The 16,733-nt window shown below is 66.4% G+C and carries 23 protein-coding genes; all 23 read right to left on the bottom strand.

The window, feature by feature from the left end; genetic code table 11:
• Nucleotides 1-19 precede the first annotated feature (19 nt).
• The 23 genes from tatA to AB3K92_RS24085 all read right to left on the bottom strand — a co-directional run bounded on the left by tatA (nucleotide 20) and on the right by AB3K92_RS24085 (nucleotide 16,673).
• Complete coding sequence (gene tatA / locus AB3K92_RS24195) at nucleotides 20-250, bottom strand: Sec-independent protein translocase subunit TatA (protein ID WP_021161850.1); 231 nt, start codon at nucleotides 248-250, stop codon at nucleotides 20-22.
• Nucleotides 251-343: 93 nt separating this feature from the next.
• The gene (locus AB3K92_RS24190) at nucleotides 344-709 is read right to left on the bottom strand and encodes a histidine triad nucleotide-binding protein (RefSeq protein WP_021161851.1); all 366 of its coding nucleotides are present in this window, start codon (nucleotides 707-709) and stop codon (nucleotides 344-346) included.
• Nucleotides 710-740: 31 nt separating this feature from the next.
• Nucleotides 741-1,133, bottom strand: a complete 393-nt coding sequence (locus tag AB3K92_RS24185; protein ID WP_011350734.1) for a membrane protein — start codon at nucleotides 1,131-1,133, stop codon at nucleotides 741-743.
• Between the two features lie 69 nt (nucleotides 1,134-1,202).
• Nucleotides 1,203-1,568 carry a phosphoribosyl-ATP diphosphatase gene (locus AB3K92_RS24180; RefSeq protein WP_006485344.1) on the bottom strand — a complete coding sequence of 122 codons (366 nt, stop codon included), beginning with the start codon at nucleotides 1,566-1,568 and terminating at the stop codon, nucleotides 1,203-1,205.
• Entirely contained in the window at nucleotides 1,565-1,981 is a 417-nt protein-coding gene (gene hisI, locus AB3K92_RS24175; protein WP_021161852.1) for a phosphoribosyl-AMP cyclohydrolase, read from the bottom strand. Before hisI ends, AB3K92_RS24180 begins: the two co-directional genes overlap by 4 nt.
• Nucleotides 1,981-2,754, bottom strand: a complete 774-nt coding sequence (gene hisF, locus AB3K92_RS24170; protein WP_011350732.1) for an imidazole glycerol phosphate synthase subunit HisF — start codon at nucleotides 2,752-2,754, stop codon at nucleotides 1,981-1,983. The genes hisI and hisF overlap by 1 nt, the downstream gene beginning before the upstream one ends.
• 106 nt (nucleotides 2,755-2,860) lie before the next feature.
• The gene (gene hisA, locus AB3K92_RS24165; RefSeq protein ID WP_021161854.1) at nucleotides 2,861-3,616 is read right to left on the bottom strand and encodes a 1-(5-phosphoribosyl)-5-[(5-phosphoribosylamino)methylideneamino]imidazole-4-carboxamide isomerase; all 756 of its coding nucleotides are present in this window, start codon (nucleotides 3,614-3,616) and stop codon (nucleotides 2,861-2,863) included.
• A 163-nt stretch (nucleotides 3,617-3,779) separates the two neighbouring features.
• Nucleotides 3,780-4,421 (bottom strand): imidazole glycerol phosphate synthase subunit HisH, encoded by a 642-nt coding sequence (hisH, locus tag AB3K92_RS24160; RefSeq protein WP_014898304.1) that lies wholly within the window; start codon nucleotides 4,419-4,421, stop codon nucleotides 3,780-3,782.
• Nucleotides 4,418-5,038 carry a MarC family protein gene (locus AB3K92_RS24155; RefSeq protein ID WP_021161856.1) on the bottom strand — a complete coding sequence of 207 codons (621 nt, stop codon included), beginning with the start codon at nucleotides 5,036-5,038 and terminating at the stop codon, nucleotides 4,418-4,420. Before AB3K92_RS24155 ends, hisH begins: the two co-directional genes overlap by 4 nt.
• Before the next feature lie 66 nt (nucleotides 5,039-5,104).
• Entirely contained in the window at nucleotides 5,105-5,692 is a 588-nt protein-coding gene (gene hisB, locus AB3K92_RS24150; RefSeq protein ID WP_011350728.1) for an imidazoleglycerol-phosphate dehydratase HisB, read from the bottom strand.
• Nucleotides 5,693-5,757: 65 nt separating this feature from the next.
• On the bottom strand, nucleotides 5,758-6,831 hold the full coding sequence (gene hisC / locus AB3K92_RS24145; protein ID WP_369465955.1) for a histidinol-phosphate transaminase: 1,074 nt from the start codon (nucleotides 6,829-6,831) through the stop codon (nucleotides 5,758-5,760).
• A 145-nt stretch (nucleotides 6,832-6,976) separates the two neighbouring features.
• Complete coding sequence (gene hisD, locus AB3K92_RS24140; protein ID WP_021161858.1) at nucleotides 6,977-8,293, bottom strand: histidinol dehydrogenase; 1,317 nt, start codon at nucleotides 8,291-8,293, stop codon at nucleotides 6,977-6,979.
• Nucleotides 8,294-8,317: 24 nt separating this feature from the next.
• Nucleotides 8,318-8,971: an ATP phosphoribosyltransferase gene (gene hisG, locus AB3K92_RS24135; protein WP_027788540.1), complete on the bottom strand. Its 654-nt coding sequence runs from the start codon at nucleotides 8,969-8,971 to the stop codon at nucleotides 8,318-8,320.
• A gap of 8 nt (nucleotides 8,972-8,979) precedes the next feature.
• Complete coding sequence (gene murA / locus AB3K92_RS24130) at nucleotides 8,980-10,329, bottom strand: UDP-N-acetylglucosamine 1-carboxyvinyltransferase (protein ID WP_027788541.1); 1,350 nt, start codon at nucleotides 10,327-10,329, stop codon at nucleotides 8,980-8,982.
• A gap of 14 nt (nucleotides 10,330-10,343) precedes the next feature.
• Nucleotides 10,344-10,583, bottom strand: a complete 240-nt coding sequence (locus tag AB3K92_RS24125; protein ID WP_006477131.1) for a BolA family protein — start codon at nucleotides 10,581-10,583, stop codon at nucleotides 10,344-10,346.
• A 56-nt stretch (nucleotides 10,584-10,639) separates the two neighbouring features.
• Nucleotides 10,640-11,395 carry an ABC transporter permease gene (locus AB3K92_RS24120; protein WP_048026521.1) on the bottom strand — a complete coding sequence of 252 codons (756 nt, stop codon included), beginning with the start codon at nucleotides 11,393-11,395 and terminating at the stop codon, nucleotides 10,640-10,642.
• Nucleotides 11,392-12,318 carry an ABC transporter ATP-binding protein gene (locus AB3K92_RS24115; RefSeq protein WP_021161862.1) on the bottom strand — a complete coding sequence of 309 codons (927 nt, stop codon included), beginning with the start codon at nucleotides 12,316-12,318 and terminating at the stop codon, nucleotides 11,392-11,394. Before AB3K92_RS24115 ends, AB3K92_RS24120 begins: the two co-directional genes overlap by 4 nt.
• Before the next feature lie 192 nt (nucleotides 12,319-12,510).
• Nucleotides 12,511-12,786 carry a lipid asymmetry maintenance protein MlaB gene (locus AB3K92_RS24110; protein ID WP_027788544.1) on the bottom strand — a complete coding sequence of 92 codons (276 nt, stop codon included), beginning with the start codon at nucleotides 12,784-12,786 and terminating at the stop codon, nucleotides 12,511-12,513.
• Nucleotides 12,783-13,412 carry a phospholipid-binding protein MlaC gene (locus tag AB3K92_RS24105; RefSeq protein WP_042976633.1) on the bottom strand — a complete coding sequence of 210 codons (630 nt, stop codon included), beginning with the start codon at nucleotides 13,410-13,412 and terminating at the stop codon, nucleotides 12,783-12,785. The genes AB3K92_RS24110 and AB3K92_RS24105 overlap by 4 nt, the downstream gene beginning before the upstream one ends.
• Nucleotides 13,413-13,523: 111 nt before the next feature.
• Nucleotides 13,524-14,462 carry a VacJ family lipoprotein gene (locus tag AB3K92_RS24100; RefSeq protein ID WP_059484008.1) on the bottom strand — a complete coding sequence of 313 codons (939 nt, stop codon included), beginning with the start codon at nucleotides 14,460-14,462 and terminating at the stop codon, nucleotides 13,524-13,526.
• Nucleotides 14,463-14,493: 31 nt separating this feature from the next.
• Nucleotides 14,494-15,057 carry an outer membrane lipid asymmetry maintenance protein MlaD gene (mlaD, locus tag AB3K92_RS24095; protein WP_059484024.1) on the bottom strand — a complete coding sequence of 188 codons (564 nt, stop codon included), beginning with the start codon at nucleotides 15,055-15,057 and terminating at the stop codon, nucleotides 14,494-14,496.
• Nucleotides 15,058-15,087: 30 nt separating this feature from the next.
• A complete protein-coding gene (gene mlaE / locus AB3K92_RS24090) occupies nucleotides 15,088-15,855 on the bottom strand; it encodes a lipid asymmetry maintenance ABC transporter permease subunit MlaE (protein WP_021164333.1) in 768 nt (255 codons plus the stop codon).
• On the bottom strand, nucleotides 15,852-16,673 hold the full coding sequence (locus AB3K92_RS24085) for an ABC transporter ATP-binding protein (protein WP_006477138.1): 822 nt from the start codon (nucleotides 16,671-16,673) through the stop codon (nucleotides 15,852-15,854). Before AB3K92_RS24085 ends, mlaE begins: the two co-directional genes overlap by 4 nt.
• Between the last annotated feature and the right edge of the window lie 60 nt (nucleotides 16,674-16,733).

The following is a 16,733-nucleotide window of genomic DNA, read 5'->3' as shown; positions in this document are numbered from 1 at the left end:
GCCTGTCAGCGTGCCGGCGTTACGCCTTGTTCGAATCGGAACGCGTCGTTTCCTTCGCGTTGACGTCGACCGAGCCCGAGCGCGGCAGTTGCTGCGCGTCAGCCGGTGCTTCACCGTCCTTCATGCCGTCCTTGAAACCCTTCACGGCGCTGCCGAGATCGTTGCCGATATTGCGCAGCTTCTTCGTACCGAAAACCAGCGCGACGATCAGCAGCACGATCAGCCAGTGCCAAATGCTCAATCCACCCATGATGAAACCTCTCCTCAACCACGCCGCTACGCGGCGCAAATCGCCGGCAACGTGCCGGCTTCGACTATCGATGCGGGGAAACGCCCCGCGCCGTCAACCCATCCGCTGCCAGGGGCGCGGGCCGGCCAGGATATGCGCGTGCAGGTGGTAGACCTCCTGCCCGCCGCCCGGGCCTGTATTGATCACAGTACGGAAACCGGTTTCGCCACCCGTATAGGCGACGCCGAGCTGGCCGGCGAGACGCGAGACGAGCAGCATCAGCCGGCCGAGCATCGGCGCATCGGCCTCGCTCGCCGCCGACAGCGTCGGCAGGTGCTGGCGCGGAATCACGAGCACGTGCGTCTCGGCCGCCGGGCGGATGTCGCGGAACGCGACGAATTCGTCATCCTCGTGCACCTTCGTGCTCGGGATCTCGCCTGCCGCGATCTTGCAGAACAGGCAATTCGGATCGTGACTCATGTTGCTCCTGCAGACGCCCGAGCGCGGCCGGTCAGAACCAGGCCTGCGGATCGAGCGGCTTGTTGTCGTTCAGGTACAGCCAACCCTTGATGATACGGTACAGCGTCCAGATCCATGTGACAAACATCACTGCGAATCCGATCACCACGAACATCAGCGCGAACCCGATCACGTACGCGATCAGCGCGCGCCAGAACGTGCGGATCTGCCACTCGAAGTGGGCGGCATACGGCGTGCCGGCCACATCGTCGCGCTTCACGTAGTTGATGATGATCGCGATGATGCCCGTGACGCCACCCGTGAGCCAATGAAACGCATAGAGGCCGTAGAGCACGTGAGTCAACGTGCGCAGCCCGTTCAGGCGTTCGGCGTCCGCGGCCCCCGGCACCGACGGCGGCGGAAACTGACTTGGCGTATCGGTCATGATGCTACCCCCGTTAGATGACAATTCTTACAGCTTACCGCACTGTGGCCATCCCGCGACAAGGGTCCGTCACCCGCCGTTTTCCTCGCGCTCACGACGCTTGCGCAGGGCCTTCTCCTCGATCCCCGACAGCCCTTCGCGGCGCTCGAGCTCGGCGATCACGTCGGCCGGGCTCAGGTCGAAATGCGACAGCATCACGAGGCAGTGGAACCACAGGTCGGCCACCTCGCCGACCAGCGCGGTCGGCGCGCCGCCCTGGCGCACGTCCTTCGCGGCCAGCACGACTTCCGTCGCCTCTTCGCCGATCTTCTTCAGCACCGCGTCGTCGCCCTTGTGGAACAGGCGCGATACGTACGATTGATCGGGGTCGCCGCCCTTGCGGCTATCGATCACGGCCGCGAGGCGCAGCAGCGTGTCTTCGGTCGATTGCGTCATTTGTAGATGTGTTCGGGATCTTTCAGCACCGGCTCGACCGCGACCCAGTCGCCGCTGTCGACGGTGCCTTCGAATTTCTGGAAGAAGCACGAATGCCGGCCGGTGTGGCACGCGATGCCCGACACCTGCTCGACCTTCAGCAGCACGACGTCCTCGTCGCAATCGAGCCGCACTTCGTGCACGTGCTGCACGTGGCCCGACTCCTCGCCCTTGAACCACAGGCGCTTGCGCGAACGCGAATAATAGACCGCGCGGTGCGTCTCGATCGTCTTCGCGAGCGCCTCGCGGTTCATCCACGCGAACATCAGCACGTCGTTTGTCGATGCCTCCTGCGCGATCACCGGCACGAGGCCGTTGTCGTCCCAGCGGACCTTGTCGAGCCACGCGGGCAATGCATTCGTTTCCGTATTCATCACAGCCTCACCGGGATGCCCTGGTCGGCCATGAAGCGCTTCGCCTCGCCGACCGTGTGCTCGCCGTAGTGGAAGATGCTCGCGGCCAGCACCGCATCGGCGCGGCCGTCCTTGATGCCGTCGGCCAGGTGCTGCAGCGAGCCGACACCGCCCGACGCGATCACCGGCACCGGCACCGCGTCCGACACGCCGCGCGTGAGCGCGAGGTCGAAGCCCGACTTGGTGCCGTCGCGATCCATGCTCGTGAGCAGGATCTCGCCCGCGCCGAGCTCGGCCATCTTGCGCGCCCATTCGATCGCGTCGAGGCCCGTGTTCTTGCGGCCGCCGTGCGTGAAGACTTCCCAGCGCGGCGTCTCGCCGTCGGCCGACACGCGCTTCGCGTCGATCGCGACGACGATGCACTGCGAGCCGTACTTGTCGGCCGCGTCGCGCACGAGCTGCGGGTTCGCGACTGCCGACGAATTCATGCTGACCTTGTCCGCGCCCGCGTTCAGCAGGCGCCGCACGTCCTCGACGGCGCGCACGCCGCCGCCGACGGTCAGCGGAATGAACACCTGCGACGCGACGGCTTCGATGATCGGCAGGATCAGGTCGCGCTGGTCGGACGTCGCGGTGATGTCGAGGAACGTCAGTTCGTCGGCGCCCTGGTCGTCGTAGCGGCGGGCGATCTCGACGGGGTCGCCGGCATCGCGCAGTTCGACGAAGTTGACGCCCTTGACGACACGCCCGGCAGTCACGTCCAGGCAGGGGATGATGCGTTTAGCTAGAGCCATGATGTTGCGCCAAATGCCGCGATGGGACGGCCGGTTGCGGAAAGCCTCGCGCGAGGCTTCCGGTGGGGCCGCCTGCTGGCAGCCCCGGCGAGCGGGACAACCGCGCTTACGCGTTGTCGAGTTCGCCGTTCAGTTCGTCCGCGCGCTTTTGCGCGGCCGCGAAATCGAGATCGCCGGAGTAGATCGCACGGCCGCAGATCACGCCTTCGACGCCGTGCTCTTCCACTTCGCACAGATTCTCGATGTCCGTGAGGTTCGACAGGCCACCGCTGGCAATCACCGGAATGCCGACCGCCTGCGCGAGCTTCACGGTCGCCTCGATGTTGATGCCCTGCAGCATCCCGTCGCGGCCGATGTCCGTGTAGACGATCGATTCGACGCCGTAGTCCTCGAACTTCTTCGCGAGATCGACCACTTCGTGGCCCGTGAGCTTGCTCCAGCCGTCGGTCGCGACCTTGCCGTCCTTCGCGTCCAGCCCGACGATGATGTTGCCCGCGAACGCGGTGCACGCGTCCTGCAGGAAACCCGGATCCTTCACGGCCGCGGTGCCGATGATCACGTAGGACAGGCCCGCGTCGAGATACTTCTCGATCGTCTCGAGGCTGCGGATGCCGCCGCCGAGCTGTACGGGGATTTCATCGCCGACTTCGTCGAGGATCGCTTCGATCGCCTCGAGATTCTTCGGCTTGCCGGCGAATGCGCCGTTCAGGTCGACCAGATGGAGCCGCCGGGCGCCGAGATCGACCCACTTGCGGGCCATCGCCGCCGGGTCCTCGGAGAAAATCGTGGCCTGGTCCATGTCGCCCTGTTTGAGGCGCACACACTGACCGTCTTTGAGATCGATGGCCGGAATCAGCAACATAGCAATCGGGTGTCGTCGTGGAAGAAGAAAAGAATCCGGCGCGTACCGGCCAATCCGGTACCGCGCCGTCTCGCTAGTTTAGTACAACTCTTTCGGCGCTTAGGCGCGCGAGCCCCGTAAGACGGGCCTCTGCGGCCCGCCGACTGTGGCACGCACGCGACGTTCACGGTTTCCAGTGTACGAAGTTGCGATACAGACGCAACCCGACCTCCGCGCTTTTCTCGGGGTGGAATTGGGTCGCGAAGAGGTTGTCCCGCGCGACCGCGGACGTAAACGGCGCGCCGTAGGCCGTTTCGCCGACCGTATGCGCCGGGTTGTCCGGCGTCACGTAGTAGCTGTGCACGAAGTAGAAATACGCGTCGTCGGGCACGCCGTCCCACAGCGGATGCGGCTGCGACTGGCGCACGCGGTTCCAGCCCATCTGCGGCACCTTGAAGCGCGAGCCGTCGTCCTGGAGGCGGCCGTCGAGTTCGAAACGCACGACCTTGCCGGGCAACAGGCCGAGGCCCTTCGTGTCGCCTTCCGCGCTCCAGTCGAACAGCATCTGCTCGCCGACGCACACGCCGAGCAGCGGCTTAGTGCGCGAGGCCTCGATCACGGCCTCCTGCAGGCCCGACTCGCCGAGACAGCGCATGCAGTCGGGCATCGCGCCCTGGCCGGGCAGCACGACACGGTCGGCCGCACGGATCGCGGCCGGCGTGTCGACGATCGCCACGTCGGCGGCCGGTTCGGCCTTCTTGAGCGCCTGCGCGACCGAGCGCAGGTTGCCCATCCCATAATCCACAATCGCAATCGAAGTTTTCATCTCAGTGCAGGCAGTAGCGCCCTCAGTCCATTGACGATGAATTCCACCGCCAGCGCCGACAGCATCAGACCCATCAGCCGCGTGGCGATGTTGATGCCCGTGCGGCCGATCCAGTTCGCGATCGGCTCGGCGAGCCGCATCGCGACGAAACACAGAAAAGCCAGGACCGCGCCGATCGCGACCAGCCCGGCCCGTTCATACCAGTGACGCGAGTTCGCCGCGTAGATGATGACCGTGCTGATCGAGCCGGGGCCCGTGAGCAGCGGAATCGCCAGCGGCACGACCGCGATGTTGTCCTTCAGCTCGGCCTCGTGGCGCTCCTCCGGCGTCGATCGCGTGTTGCCGATCTGCGCGTTCAGCATGTTGATCGCCATCAGCAGCATGATGATCCCGCCGCCCACCTCGAGCGACCCGACCGAAATGCCGAAGAAGTCGATGATCTGCTGCCCGAGCAGCGCCGTCACCGTCATCACGCAGAACACCGACACCGACGCGATCCGGATCGTACGCCGCCGCTCGAGGTCCGTCTGCTGCGCCGTCAGGCTCAGGAAGAACGGCACCGCGCCGATCGGGTTGATCAGCGCCAGCAGCGAAATGAACGATTTGAGCAGATCCATCGCAAGCCGGCGCCGCGCGCCGAAGCCGTGAGGTTGTCCTAGACGCTCCGTCCGGTCAGTTCAGGTTCAGAGGCTGCCCTTCGTCGACGGGATCTGCCCCGCCGCACGCTCGTCCAGCTCCACCGCCGCGCGCAGCGCACGGCCGAAGGCCTTGAACACGGTCTCGAGCTGATGGTGCGCGTTGATCCCGCGCAGGTTGTCGATGTGCAGCGTGACGCCCGCGTGGTTCACGAAACCGCGGAAGAACTCGATCGACAGGTCGACGTCGAACGTGCCGATCCGCGCACGCGTGAACGGCACGTGGAATTCGAGGCCCGGCCGGCCGGAGAAGTCGATCACGACGCGCGACAGCGCCTCGTCGAGCGGCACGTACGAATGGCCGTAGCGACGGATGCCCTTGCGGTCGCCGATCGCCTTCGCGACGGCCTGCCCGAGCGTGATGCCGACATCCTCGACCGTGTGGTGGTCGTCGATATGCGTATCGCCATGCGCTTCAACCTCGAGATCGACCAGACCGTGTCGAGCGATCTGGTCGAGCATATGGTCGAGGAACGGCACGCCGGTAGCCAGCTTCTGCTGGCCCGTGCCGTCGAGATTGAGCTTCACACGGATCTGCGTTTCGCTGGTATTGCGAACGACTTCCGCCACACGCATGGCAATTCCTTGACTGAGTCGATGTAAATGGGGATTGATCGTTTCGCGCCGCGGCGCCCGCAGGCTCAATCGGGCAGCGCGAGTTTCAAAGCGGCCAGCAGGCGCGCGTTTTCGTCGGGAGAACCGACGGTGAGCCGCACGCATTCAGCCAGCAACGGATGCATTTTACTCACGTTTTTGACCAAAACCCGCTCGGTGAGCAGCGCGTCGAACACGGCGGCCGCGTCCGGCACCCGCACCAGCAGGAAATTGCCGGCGCTCGGGAACACCGTCGCGCCCGGCAGCGCGGCCACCGCCTTCGCGAGACGCGCGCGTTCCGCCCGCAGATCGGCCGCCTGCGCGTCGAGCACGCCGAGGTGGTCGAGCAGGAAATCGGCGGTCGCCTGGGTCAGCACGTTGATGTTGTACGGCGGGCGCACCTTGTCGAATTCGGTCAGCCATGCGGGCGAACCGACCAGATAACCGAGGCGGATGCCCGCGAGGCCGAGCTTCGACACCGTGCGCATCACGACGACGTTGTCGAATTCGGCGGCGCGCGGCAGCCACGAGCGCCCGGCGAACGGCTGGTACGCCTCGTCGATCACGATCAGGCTGTGCCGCGCGGCCGCGACGATCCGTTCGATGTCGGCATCGTCGTACAGCGTGCCGGTCGGGTTGTTCGGATAGGCGAGATAGACGAGCGCCGGACGATGCTCGGCGATCGCCGCGAGCATCGCGTCGACGTCGAGCGTCAGGTCGGCCTTCAGCGGCACGCCGACGAATTCAAGCTGCGCGAGCTTGGCGGACAGTTCGTACATCACGAAGCCCGGCACCGGCGCGAGCACCTTCGCGCCCGGCTTCGCGCAGGCCACCGACATCATGCTGATGATTTCGTCCGAGCCGTTGCCGAGCAGCACGTCGCAGGCGGCCGGCACGCCCATCGCATGGCGCAGCTTGTCGATCAGCGCGGCCGGGCGCGGCGCCGGGTAGCGGTTCAGCGCGACCTGCGCGAGACGCTCGCCGAGCGCCGCGGCGAGCGGTTCGGGCAGCGGGTACGGGTTCTCCATCGCGTCGAGCTTCACAAACCCGCTCGCGTCCGGCACCGGATAGCTCGTCATCGCGAGCACGTCGCGGCGAATGATGTCTTGTGGCGTCGTCATGATCTCAAGCCGGCGTGCGTCGCGCCGGCGTCAAATGATCGGCAAGGCGGAGGCCGCCGCCCTGCACAGGTGTCTCCAGCCCCGGCCTTCGGGGTGCGGGCCGGGCGGCACATCCGCGCCTGCCCCGGCCCCGCGCTGCGTGCGCTCAGTTCTTCATCCGGAATTCGGCGCTCTTCGCGTGCGCCTGCAGCCCCTCGCCATACGCGAGTTCGGATGCGATCTCGCCGAGCGTCTGCGCGCCTTCGGCGCTCACCTCGATCAGGCTCGAGCGCTTGATGAAGTCGTACACGCCGAGCGGCGACGAGAAACGCGCGGTGCGCGACGTCGGCAGCACGTGGTTCGGGCCCGCGCAGTAGTCGCCGAGGCTCTCGCTCGTGTAGCGGCCGAGGAAGATCGCGCCCGCATGGCGGATCTGCTGGCCCCATTGTTGCGGCTCCAGCGCGGAAATTTCCAGGTGCTCGGGCGCGATGTCGTTCGCGATCCGACAGGCTTCGGCCATGTCGCGCACCTTGATCAGCGCGCCGCGGCCTTCGAGCGACGCGCGGATCACGTCCTGGCGCGGCATCGACGGCAGCAGCTCGTTGATCGCCTTCTCGACGCGCTCGAGGAACGCACCGTCCGGACACAGCAGGATCGACTGCGCGAGCTCGTCGTGCTCGGCCTGCGAGAAGAGATCCATCGCGACCCAGTTCGGGTCGGTCGTGCCGTCGCACAGCACGAGGATTTCCGACGGCCCGGCGATCATGTCGATGCCGACCGTGCCGAACACGCGGCGCTTCGCCGACGCGACGTACGCATTGCCGGGGCCGCAGATCTTGTCGACGGCCGGCACCGTCGCCGTGCCGTACGCGAGCGCGCCGACCGCCTGCGCGCCGCCGATCGTGAACACGCGATCGACGCCGCCGAGCAGCGCCGCGGCGAGCACGAGGTCGTTCTTCACGCCGTCCGGCGTCGGCACGACCATCACGATCTCGCCGACGCCCGCGACGCGCGCGGGAATCGCGTTCATCAGCACCGACGACGGATACGCCGCCTTGCCGCCCGGCACGTACAGGCCGACGCGGTCGAGCGGCGTGATCTTCTGGCCGAGCACCGTGCCGTCGCTTTCCGTGTACTGCCAGCTATGCGTGCCGCACTCGATCTTCTGCTTCTCGTGGTACGCGCGCACCCGCGCGGCCGCCGCTTCCAGCGCCGCGCGCGCCTTCGGCGCGAGGCCGTCGAGCGCCGTCTGCAGCGCGTCCTGCGGCAGCTCCAGCGCGGCGACGCTGTTCGCGCTCAGCCGGTCGAAGCGGTTCGTGTATTCGAGCACCGCGGCGTCGCCGCGCGACTTCACGTCGGCGAGGATCTGCGCGACCGATTGCTCGATCGCCGCGTCTTCGCTTGCCTCGAATGCGAGCAGCGCGCGCAGCTCGGCGCCGAAGCCTTCGCTCGTCGAATCGAGCTTGCGGATGGTGATGGACATGGGAGTTCCGTTACGGTGATGCGCTCAACCGCCATTCTGCGACGCGCGTTCGAACGCGTCGAGGATCGGCTTGAGCGCCGTGCGCTTCAACTTCAGCGCAGCCTGGTTCACGACGAGGCGCGACGAGATCGCCATGATCTCCTCGACCTCGACCAGATTGTTCGCCTTCAGCGTGCCGCCCGAGCTGACGAGGTCGACGATCGCGTCGGCCAGCCCCACCAGCGGTGCGAGTTCCATCGAGCCGTACAGCTTGATCAGGTCGACGTGCACGCCCTTCGCGGCGAAGTGTTCGCGCGCCGTTTCGACGTACTTCGTCGCGACGCGCAGCCGCGCGCCCTGGCGCACGGCGCTCGCGTAATCGAAGCCGGCCGATACGGCTACCGACATCCGGCAGCGCGCAATGTTCAGGTCGATCGGCTGGTACAGGCCCGAGCCGCCATGCTCGACCAGCACGTCCTTGCCGGCCACGCCGAAATCTGCCGCGCCGTATTCGACATAGGTCGGCACGTCGCTCGCGCGCACGATGATCACGCGCAGGTCCGGGTTCGTCGTCGGCAGGATCAGCTTGCGCGACGTTTCCGGATCCTCCGTCACCTGCACGCCGGCGGCGGCGAGCAGCGGCAGGGTTTCCTCGAAAATCCGGCCCTTCGACAACGCAAGGGTCAACGGCGGGGTCAGCGGCGCGGTCATGCTTGGCTCCCGGAAAGGCGGCGCACGTTCGCGCCGACAGCGGTCAGTTTGGCTTCCATGCGGTCGTAGCCGCGGTCCAGGTGATAGATGCGGTCGACGAGCGTTTCGCCGTCGGCACGCAGCCCGGCGATCACGAGGCTCGCCGACGCACGCAGGTCGGTCGCCATCACGTTCGCGCCCGACAGCTTCTCGACGCCCGTCACGAGCGCGGTGTTGCCGTCGATCGTGATGTTCGCGCCGAGCCGGTTCAACTCCTGCACGTGCATGAAGCGGTTCTCGAAAATGGTTTCGACGACCTGCGCGGTGCCCGTCGCGACCGTATTGAGGGCCATGAACTGCGCCTGCATGTCGGTCGGGAACGCCGGGTATTCCGACGTGCGGATCGTGACCGCCGACGGCCGGCGGTCCATCTTCACGCGCAGCCAGCTGTCGCCTTCCTCGATCGACACGCCGGCTTCGCGCAGCTTGTCGATCACCGCGTCGAGGATGTGCGGGCGCACGCCCGTCAGCATCACGTCGCCGCCCGCCGCCGCGACCGCGCACAGGAACGTGCCGGCCTCGATGCGGTCGGGGATCACCGAATGGCGCGCGCCGTGCAGCCGCTCGACGCCCTGGATCACGAGGCGATCGGTGCCGATGCCGTCGATTTTCGCGCCCATCGCGACCAGCAAGTGTGCGAGATCGCTCACTTCCGGCTCGCGCGCCGCGTTTTCGATCACCGTCTCGCCGTCTGCCAGCGTCGCGGCCATCAGCAGGTTCTCGGTGCCCGTCACCGTGATCATGTCGGTCACGATGCGCGCGCCCTTCAGCCGCTTCGCGCGGGCTTCGATGAAGCCGTGCTCGATGCTGATCTCGGCGCCCATCGCCTGCAGGCCCTTGATGTGCTGGTCGACCGGCCGCGCGCCGATCGCGCAGCCGCCCGGCAGCGACACCTTCGCCTCGCCGAAGCGCGCGAGCAGCGGCCCGAGCACGAGGATCGACGCGCGCATCGTCTTGACGAGCTCGTACGGCGCGACGAGGTTGTCGACGCGCGACGCGTCGAGCTGCACGCGGCAGCCGTCGGTCTCGCTCTTCACGCCCATCTGGTTCAGCACCTTCAGCGTGGTGCGCACGTCTTTCAGGTTCGGCACATTGTCGAGGTCGACCGGATCGGCGGTGAGCAGCCCCGCGCACAGGATCGGCAGCGCGGCATTCTTCGCGCCCGACACGACGATCTCGCCCGACAGGCGGTGGCCGCCTTCGATCACGAGCTTGTCCATCCCATGGCCATGCGATTCCCCGTTGGCGGCCGGGTGTGCCGTGGCGACGCTCTGGACGGCGTCGCGCTCGTTGACGGTGACTTGCACTCAGTGAGTTCCGGTTATGCGTTCTGCCATTCGGCGGGCGTCAGCGTCTTCATGCTGAGCGCGTGAATTTCCTGCTTCATGCGATCGCCGAGCGCCGCGTAGACGAGCTGGTGCCGCTGGATCGGGCGCTTGCCTTCGAAGGCCGCCGACACGATCGTCGCGAAGAAATGCTGGCCGTCGCCTTCGACTTCCAGATGCGTGCAGGCGAGACCGCCGGCGATGTATTGCTTGACCTGTTCGGGAGTCGGCAACATGGTGTAAGGCTCCTGTCGGCGCGCGCCGCCTGGATGGCGGCCGCTGCCTGTCGATATCAATGACGCAGTTTGTAGCCGGTCGCGAGCAGCCGCATCGCGATCAGCGCGAGCAGCACGAAGAAACCGGTGACGATCGCGAGGCTCGCGAACGGGTTGATGTCGGACGCGCCGAAGAACCCGAAACGGAAGCCGTCGATCATGTAGAAAAACGGATTGAGACGCGAGATCTCGCGCCACACGGGCGGCAGCGAATGCGTCGAATAGAACACGCCGGACAGGAACGTCAGCGGCATGATCAGGAAGTTCTGGAACGCGGCGAGCTGGTCGAACTTCTCGGCCCAGATCCCGGCGATCAGGCCGAGCGTGCCGAGGATCGCCGAGCCGAGCAGCGCGAACGCAATGATGAACAGCGGCGCCGCGAAATGCATCGGGATAAACCAGATCGTCACGACGAACACGCCCGTGCCGACCGCGAGGCCGCGCACCACGGACGCGAGCACGTACGCGCCGAAGATGTCGCGGTACGACAGCGGCGGCAGCAGCATGAACACGAGATTGCCGGTGATCTTCGACTGGATCAGCGACGACGAACTGTTCGCGAACGCGTTCTGCAACACGCTCATCATCACGAGGCCCGGTACGAGAAAACTCACGTACTCGACGCCCGGATAGACCTCGACGCGGCCCGACAGCGCGTGGCCGAAGATCGTCAGGTACAGCAGCGCCGTCACGATCGGCGCGAGCACCGTCTGGAACGACACCTTCCAGAAACGCAGCAGCTCCTTGTAGAACAGCGTTTGAAACCCGCTCATGCCAGTCCCTCGATCACCTCGGCCCCGTTCATCACCTGGACGAACACGTCTTCGAGGTCGGCCTTGCGGACCTCGATCTCGTCGAATGTGCAGCCCGCCGCGCGGCATTGCGCGAGGATCCGCTCGACATCGTCGTAGCTCGTCAGGCGCAGCAGGTGCTCGCCCGGCGCGCGCGCGGCCGGATCGGTCTCCAGCCCGCGCAGCTCGGTGGGCAGCGCGCCCGTTGCCAGCCGCAGGTACAGCTGCAGCCCGGCGAAGCGGCGCAGCAGCGCGTCGGTGCGGTCGAGCGCGACGACTTCGCCACGGCGCAGCATCGCGATGCGGTCGCACAGCGACTCGGCTTCCTCGAGGTAGTGGGTGGTCAGCACGATCGTGTGACCTTCGCGGTTCAGGCGCGAGATGAATTTCCACAGCGTCTGGCGCAGCTCGACGTCGACGCCGGCGGTCGGCTCGTCGAGCACGATCACGGGCGGCCGGTGCACGAGCGCCTGCGCGACCAGCACGCGGCGCTTCATCCCGCCGGACAGCGCGCGCATGTTCGCGTCGGCTTTCTCGGTGAGGTCGAGATTGGCCATCACCTCGTCGATCCAGTCGTCGTTGCGGCGCAGCCCGAAATAGCCGGACTGGATCCGCAGCGTCTCGCGGACGGTGAAGAACGGGTCGAACACGAGTTCCTGCGGCACGACACCGAGCGCGCGGCGCGCGCCACGGAAGTCCTTGACGACGTCGTGACCGCGCACCGAGATACTGCCTTCGTCGGCCCGGGCGAGCCCGGCGAGGATACTGATGAGCGTGGTCTTGCCTGCGCCGTTGGGGCCGAGCAGACCGAAAAACTCGCCTTCCTCGACCGACAGGCTGACGCCCTTGAGCGCCTGAAGCGATTTGTAGCGCTTCTTGACGTGACGGATTTCTATGGCTGACATGACTGTGCGCGGCGCAAGGGCCGCGACGCCTATTCTGTGCTTGCTGCGAATGAAAATGGGGGCCGGACGCCGATTGGCTGCCCCGCAAAACGCTTGATTATAGGGCAAACCGGCTGGTGGAGCCGGTGCCGGAGGCACGCGGCCTGAAGCGTGCGCGCGCCGGCTGGCGCGGCAGGCTCCGGTCGGACAGGGTCAATGTCGCCCGGTGCCTTCGATGAGCGCGTCGACGCCGTAGGCGCGCGCGAGGCTGGCGAGCTTCGGGGGGAGATTGAGGATGTCGAGGGTCGCGCCGCGCGCCTTGGCGGCACGTTGCCATGCGAGCAGCACGGCGAGCGCGGACGAGTCGAACTGCGTCAGCGCCGCGCAATCGACGGCGGTCGCGCCCGCGCCGATGCGCGCAAGACCGTCCGCGAGCGCGGACTTCGCGCTCGCGACGGTCAGCGAGGAGCCGGCTTCGAAACCGCTCACGACGCTTGCTTGCCGGCGGCAAGTTGCTGGTTGCGCTGCGTGAGGAACTGGATCAGGCCGTCCACGCCGCTTTGCTGGATCTTCTCGTTGAACTGCTGCTGGTACGTCTGGATCAGCCATGCACCGAGCACGTTCAGGTCATACACCTTCCAGCCGTTCGCCGTCTTGTACAGGCGGTAGTCGATCTGGACCGGCTGGCCGTTGTTCATCGCGACCGTCTTGACCACGACGTCGGTATCGGCCGAATCGGCACGGAACGGCGGGTACTGGATCTGCTGGTCCGGCTTCAGCTGCGCCAGCGCGCCCGAATACGTGCGGATCAGCAGCAGCTTGAACTGCTCCTGAACCTGCTGCTGCTGTTCGGCCGTCGCCGTGCGCCAGTTGCGGCCCATCGCGAGCTGCGTGGTGCGGCGGAAATCGGTGTACGGCAGGATGTCCTTGTTGACGATCGAGATGATGCGGTTGGTGTCGCCCTGCTTGATCGTCTGCTGCTTGACTTCGTCGAGCACCTGCTGCGTCGCCGTCTTGATCAGCGCCTGCGGGTTCGACTGGTCGACTTGCGCGTGGGCTGCGCTGCCGAACGAGAACAGCGCCGCGAAAACGGGGATCAGGAACAGTTTTTTCATCATAGTGACCTGCATGAATAAGTCGATGCGAAGGTTGGAGCAGGTAGCTTACGCGCAAGTTCGCGCACGCTACCGACTGAATCGTTTCTGGCTGTAACGAATGTAAATCCGTCAGTGCAGACGAATGCTCGGGAAGCGGAACCCGCCCGGCGATGGCGGCGCCACCTGCATCGGCGGCACGTTCGTCTCGCTGGCCGGGTTCGGCGATTCGGCCGCGCCCGATGCGCCTGCCGGCGCCGTCGCGCCGCCCACCGCTGCCGCGCCCGCCGTACCGGCCGCACCGGCTGCCGCCGGTGCCGCGCCGTCGTCCGGCAGGTCGTACTTCGGCAGCGCGTCGTTGCTCGACGTCGCGGCCGCCTCGCCGCGCGCGTTGCTGATCAGCATCTGGCGGCGCTGCAGGTACGCGTTACGCACGAACGAATACTTGTCGAGTGCCGCGGCATCCAGCACGTCGCCCGCGCCGAGCAGGTTCGAACGCGTGTTGACGAGGTTGACGCCGAACAGGCCCCAGCTCAGGCCATCCGGCTTCACGTAGGTGAGCGGGTTGCCGACGTAGTCGACGCCCAGGCCGGCCGTGTCGCGCAGCGTGCTCGGGCCGAGCAGCGGCAACACCAGATACGGGCCCGACGGCATGCCGTAGCGGCCCATCGTGATCCCGAAGTCGGCCGTGTGCTTCGGCAGCTTCGCGATCGTCGCAACGTCGAACAGGCCGCCGACGCCGAACACCGTATTGATCACGACGCGCATGATGTCGCCGACGCCGTCCGCGATCCGCAGCTGCACGATGTTGTTCGCCGCGATGTAGACGTCGCCGATGTTCGAGAAGAAGTTCGTCACGCTGTCGCGAACCGGCTGCGGCACCACGTACTGGTAGCCCTTCGCGACCGGCTTCAGCGCATACGTATCGACCGTGTCGTTGAACTTGTACATCGTCCGGTTGAAGCCTTCGAGCGGATCGCCCTTGGTCGGCGTCTGCACGGTCGCGCAGCCGCTCAACGCGGCGACTGCCGCTATCGCCAGCGCGGCGTGCCTGATGCGGATCGTCTGCATGGTCATTACCCTCTTCTAATCTCTCGTGTGGTTATTGGGCCGCGGAACCGGACGCGGCGGGCGCAGCGGACACCGCCGACGCCGGCACCGCCACCGGCGCAGGCGCGGCCGGCGCGCCGGCTGCCGGCTTCGCGCCGCCCGCATCGGCGGCCTTGCTGTAAAGGAACTGGCCGATCAGGTTCTCGAGGACGATCGCCGATTGCGTCATCGTGATCGTATCGCCCGACTTCAGCATTTCGGTGTCGCCGCCCGGATCGAGGCCGATATATTGCTCGCCGAGCAGGCCCGACGTCAGGATCTTCGCCGACGAATCCTTCGGGAACTGATACTGGCCGTCGACATCGATCGTGACAAGCGCCTGGTACGTGTTCGTGTCGAAACCGATCGCCTTCACGCGGCCGACCACGACGCCCGCGCTCTTCACGGCCGCGCGCGGCTTCAGCCCGCCGATATTGTCGAATTTCATCTTCACCGAGTAGGTCGGCTGAAACGAAAACGAGCTCATGTTGCCGACCTTCAGCGCCAGGAACAGCACCGCAAGGAAGCCCACCACCACGAACAGGCCGACCCAGAAGTCGAGAGCAGTCTTTTTCATCGTCATCCCAAAATTTGGCTTGGCTGAGGCTTAGCTGAACATCAGCGCGGTCAGCAGGAAATCGAGGCCGAGTACGGCGAGCGACGCGAACACGACCGTCTTGGTCGTCGCGCGCGACACGCCCTCGGGCGTGGGCTTCGCTTCATACCCTTGAAACAGTGCAATGAAGGTCACGGCGAACCCGAACACGATGCTCTTGATCACGCCGTTGCCGACGTCGGCCCAGACCTGGACCCCGCCCTGCATCTGCGACCAGAACGCACCCGGATCGACGCCGATCAGCACGACACCGACGAAGTAACCGCCGAGCACGCCGACCGCGTTGAAGATCGCGGCCAGGAGCGGCATCGCGATGATGCCCGCCCACAGGCGCGGCGCGATCACGTTCTTGATCGGGTCCACCGCCATCATCTCGAGCGCGGTGAGCTGCTCGCCGGCTTTCATCAGACCGATCTCGGCCGTGAGCGACGTGCCCGCGCGGCCCGCGAACAGCAGCGCAGTGACGACCGGCCCGAGCTCACGCACGAGCGACAGCGCGACCAGCAGGCCGAGCGCCTGCTCGGAACCGTAGCGGTTCAGCGTGTAGTACCCCTGCAGGCCGAGCACGAAGCCGACGAACAGCCCCGACACGGCGATGATCACGAACGAATAGTTGCCGAGGAAGTGGATCTGCTTCGTGACCAGCCGCGGCCGGCGCAGCAGCGGGAAGAATTCCAGCACGAGGCGCACGAACAGCCGCGTGCCGTAGCCCGCGCGCTCGAGGCCACCGATGACGTAACGTCCGATCGCGCTGATCATGCACGCCCTCCGCCGAGTCCGAAATCCGCCGCCAGCGGCGGGCTCGTGTAATGAAATTTGAACGGGCCGTCCGGCGCGCCGTCGATGAACTGCCGCACGCTCGGATCGGTCGACGCACGCAGCTCGTCGGGCGTACCCTGCGCGAGCACGCCGCCGTTGGCCAGAAAATACACGTAGTCGGCGATCGCGAACGATTCCGGCACGTCGTGCGTGACGAGGATCGACGTGGCACCCAGCGCCTGGTTCAGCGTGCGGATCAGGTTCGCGGTGATGCCGAGCGAGATCGGATCGAGGCCGGCGAACGGCTCGTCGTACATGATGAGCTGCGGATCGAGCGCGATCGCGCGCGCCAGCGCGATGCGGCGCGCCATCCCGCCCGACACCTCGGACGGCATCAGGTCGCGCGCACCGCGCAGCCCGACCGCGTTGAGCTTCATCAGCACGAGGTCGCGGATCAGGTCTTCGGGCAGGTCGGTATGCTCGCGCAGCGCGAACGCGACGTTCTCGAACACCGACATGTCGGTGAACAACGCGCCGAACTGGAACAGCATGCCCATCTTGCGGCGCAGCGCATACAGGCCGTCGCGCGTTTGCGCGCCGACATCGGCGCCGTCGAACAGCACCTGGCCGCGGCGCGCACGCACGAGGCCGCCGATCAGGCGCAGCACGGTCGTCTTGCCGCAACCCGACCCGCCCATGACCGCGACGACCTGCCCACGCCCGAAGCGCAGGTTCAGGTTGGACAGGACGAGGCGGTCGCCGTAGCCAAAGTCGACGTCGCGAAGTTCCAGCAGGGTCTCGGTAGGAGTGGGGCTCACGGAGCTGACAGTCCTTTTACGCAGAACGCCGAATTATAGGGCCTGCATTGGAATGATGTC

The organism is Burkholderia sp. Bmkn7, from assembly GCF_041103175.1.
Classification (GTDB): domain Bacteria; phylum Pseudomonadota; class Gammaproteobacteria; order Burkholderiales; family Burkholderiaceae; genus Burkholderia; species Burkholderia cepacia.
Note: the sequence above shows the minus strand (reverse complement) of the source record. Positions and strands in the feature narration are given on the sequence as shown.

Bases quoted from the DNA above. Each gene is read 5' to 3' on its own strand.
- AB3K92_RS24180 (WP_006485344.1), bottom strand. From the start codon at position 1,568: ATGACGCAATCGACCGAAGACACGCTGCTGCGCCTCGCGGCCGTGATC.
- hisA (WP_021161854.1), bottom strand. From the start codon at position 3,616: ATGTTGCTGATTCCGGCCATCGATCTCAAAGACGGTCAGTGTGTGCGC.
- mlaD (WP_059484024.1), bottom strand. From the start codon at position 15,057: ATGAAAAAGACTGCTCTCGACTTCTGGGTCGGCCTGTTCGTGGTGGTG.
- hisB (WP_011350728.1), bottom strand. From the start codon at position 5,692: ATGCGTGTGGCGGAAGTCGTTCGCAATACCAGCGAAACGCAGATCCGT.
- AB3K92_RS24155 (WP_021161856.1), bottom strand. From the start codon at position 5,038: ATGGATCTGCTCAAATCGTTCATTTCGCTGCTGGCGCTGATCAACCCG.
- AB3K92_RS24190 (WP_021161851.1), bottom strand. From the start codon at position 709: ATGAGTCACGATCCGAATTGCCTGTTCTGCAAGATCGCGGCAGGCGAG.
- AB3K92_RS24185 (WP_011350734.1), bottom strand. From the start codon at position 1,133: ATGACCGATACGCCAAGTCAGTTTCCGCCGCCGTCGGTGCCGGGGGCC.
- hisF (WP_011350732.1), bottom strand. From the start codon at position 2,754: ATGGCTCTAGCTAAACGCATCATCCCCTGCCTGGACGTGACTGCCGGG.
- AB3K92_RS24125 (WP_006477131.1), bottom strand. From the start codon at position 10,583: ATGTTGCCGACTCCCGAACAGGTCAAGCAATACATCGCCGGCGGTCTC.
- AB3K92_RS24105 (WP_042976633.1), bottom strand. From the start codon at position 13,412: ATGAAAAAACTGTTCCTGATCCCCGTTTTCGCGGCGCTGTTCTCGTTC.
- hisI (WP_021161852.1), bottom strand. From the start codon at position 1,981: ATGAATACGGAAACGAATGCATTGCCCGCGTGGCTCGACAAGGTCCGC.
- hisD (WP_021161858.1), bottom strand. From the start codon at position 8,293: ATGTCCATCACCATCCGCAAGCTCGATTCGACGAGCGAAGGCTTCGGC.
- hisH (WP_014898304.1), bottom strand. From the start codon at position 4,421: ATGAAAACTTCGATTGCGATTGTGGATTATGGGATGGGCAACCTGCGC.
- AB3K92_RS24120 (WP_048026521.1), bottom strand. From the start codon at position 11,395: ATGAGCGGGTTTCAAACGCTGTTCTACAAGGAGCTGCTGCGTTTCTGG.
- hisC (WP_369465955.1), bottom strand. From the start codon at position 6,831: ATGACGACGCCACAAGACATCATTCGCCGCGACGTGCTCGCGATGACG.
- tatA (WP_021161850.1), bottom strand. From the start codon at position 250: ATGGGTGGATTGAGCATTTGGCACTGGCTGATCGTGCTGCTGATCGTC.
- AB3K92_RS24115 (WP_021161862.1), bottom strand. From the start codon at position 12,318: ATGTCAGCCATAGAAATCCGTCACGTCAAGAAGCGCTACAAATCGCTT.
- AB3K92_RS24100 (WP_059484008.1), bottom strand. From the start codon at position 14,462: ATGCAGACGATCCGCATCAGGCACGCCGCGCTGGCGATAGCGGCAGTC.
- mlaE (WP_021164333.1), bottom strand. From the start codon at position 15,855: ATGATCAGCGCGATCGGACGTTACGTCATCGGTGGCCTCGAGCGCGCG.